Origin of the sequence: Sporosarcina sp. ANT_H38 (genome assembly GCF_008369195.1) — a bacterium.
Classification (GTDB): domain Bacteria; phylum Bacillota; class Bacilli; order Bacillales_A; family Planococcaceae; genus Sporosarcina.
The window spans coordinates 1-2,358 of the sequence record NZ_VOBC01000015.1; the positions used below are offsets into that span (position 1 = coordinate 1).

Annotated in this window: 1 protein-coding gene and 1 rRNA gene; one reads left to right on the forward strand and one right to left on the reverse strand. The window is 35.7% G+C overall.

Annotated features, from left to right (window positions below):
- A 5S ribosomal RNA gene (gene rrf, locus FQ087_RS22195) occupies positions 1–81 on the forward strand; the annotation flags it as partial.
- Positions 82–2,160: 2,079 nt separating this feature from the next.
- Here rrf and FQ087_RS22765 read toward each other — a convergent pair.
- The coding region (locus tag FQ087_RS22765) for a hypothetical protein (RefSeq protein WP_223145630.1) at positions 2,161–2,358 on the reverse strand (198 nt) is incomplete at its 5' end.

A 2,358-nucleotide genomic window follows, 5' to 3' on the forward strand; every position in this document is an offset into this window, starting at 1 on the left:
CATCCCGAACACGGAAGTTAAGCTCTTCAGCGCCGATGGTAGTTGGGGGTTTCCCCCTGCAAGAGTAGGACGTCGCCGGTCTCCAAGTAAGTCATTACCCATTGGGTAGTGGCTTTTTTTGTGTTTACTTTTAATGATGATTAAGCGAATCAATTTCATAGTTCTAAGTCATTAATGTACAAAGAATTTTTTAGCATCAAAAAGCAGTATCTCTCTAAAAATCGAAATAAGTAAGTGACAAAACAAATATTTAAACAAGAAGAATTGACTATTTATAACATAAGATAAGAAAGTCTTAGTTTTTGGACTAGGGACTGTGCCTAGACTTCAAGTGCCAAACACTCGGGTCGTAAATCAGCCCAGGAGGGATTGAATTACATCATTCTCGGATAAATAGCGCGGGATCGCCAATCCGTTTTATAATTGTAGCGCCTGAGAGGGCGCCTCGCGATTTGCTTACTAATACGATGATATTATCTATTTGACATGCAAGTCTTTCCTACATTAACAGGCAGTAAGACTCCCACTTGGAGTACTTGATGACGCGAGAAGAATAAGTAGGGAATTAACTGCCTGTAAAGGCTCGAATGGTCTGGGACAATGCAGAGGAATTGTAGTTCATTCCTTCGTATTGGTTACTTAGGATTTGTCAAAAAAACTAATTCGATTTAGAACTTAACTATTGATATCGATCTGATTCTAGATGTGGTAATGAAATAATGACTATTGATTCAACTCGCGTCAAAGCACATGAATAGTTGCTACTTAAAAAGCTAAGAAAGATACAAATCTTCCACTTTACGAAAAGATAATCGCAAACCAATGTGAGTGCAGTATCATTCTTATCGGTACGCCGGCTATGGGGAGAAGTACAGAACGCTGAAATGCACACGACTAAATGCATATAATGACTGTTCATTAGCCAATTACAAACTATTTCAGAGGATTTCTAAAAAGAATGTTACAGATGATCTCAAATGTTGTATGGTACCAGCAAGAAGGACGATAAAATCTATAAGAAACGAAGTTGCGTTGAATGTGTAATTACCTAACTCAAATGGTATTTTAAGTTGAAATAGGTTTATCATTGTTCTGGGATGAAAGCTAACGAATAATCAAAGCAGCACTATTCGAATAGAAGGTAACAAGATTAAACCTTTGAGGATTGGGTTTATTAAAATCAGGTATGATTGACCGTTTGATAAATTTATTGAATTGTGTACGGTTAGTCAGATACTAACTGAAAAGTATTAAGCTTTCTATATTTGTAGGTATAGTAGACTGCAAATGCGTTCTTTATAAAAATACATCTGGCACAGATCTTAGATTATCTGGTTTTTTAAAAAAATAATAATAAAAAGGATAGCGAGAAATACAGCAATCCAAGTTCAACTAGAAAATTAGTAAAATAACTAGTAAGGGCGCAAAAAGCATGGCCTTGTGAAAAAACTAGGGAGTAAGAGTAGAGGCAAAGTAAGGCAGCCGTTGTGGTGAAAAATTGCTGAGTAGCCAATCAACATTTTAAATCAATTATCGTAAGATGTTAATGAGGGGACATCAAGTTATTGTTATAGAGCTTTAAAATCTTTGAACTTGTTAAAGGGGCATAGATTAGCTGAGCCTATTTCTGGTTTGACTAATTATGAATTTGCCTGACAAGTAGTATATAAATTCGTGTATTTAGGATGTAGGATTATAAAAGTGAAATAATGGACATACATTGTGATTTGTAAATTTGTATTGAATGCGATATGACACTTTATAGGGATAGTAATGCGGAGAAAAATTTACCGGACCAGAAGAGTGCAAAGTGTGGTAGGTTCATCACATTGGGCCAAGTCAATTCAGTCAGCTGCTAAAAGTAGATGCTAGCCAAGATGTCCGTCACTTTAGTAAAGATAGGTTCTGGGTCCATAATAGATTCTGCATTCATTGTTTGGGGTAGTACGGATACTATTTAACGAGACATCAGCAAAATCGGTTTGAATACAAGTAAAAACCCGGTGTTTTGCAAACATATTTTCATTACAGTAATATTATTAAAATAGTTCTTGCATTTTGTAAGATAGAGTGGTATAGTTATAAACGTTGCGTTTCCGATATATTAATAACGACAAAAAAGAAATTGAATTTAGTTGTTGACACGGACGAAACGAAATGTTATGATATAAAAGTTGTCACCGAAACAACGACAACAAATAAAGTGAGGAATGCAACTTGATTCCATAACAATGAACCTTGAAAACTGAACAGCAAAACATCAATGAAATATAGCGAGAGTGCTAACGCACTTGAGCAAAACGTTTCTAGTAAGTCGGCTTCGGTCGGACGAAAAAAACACACACTAGAATCTTCGGA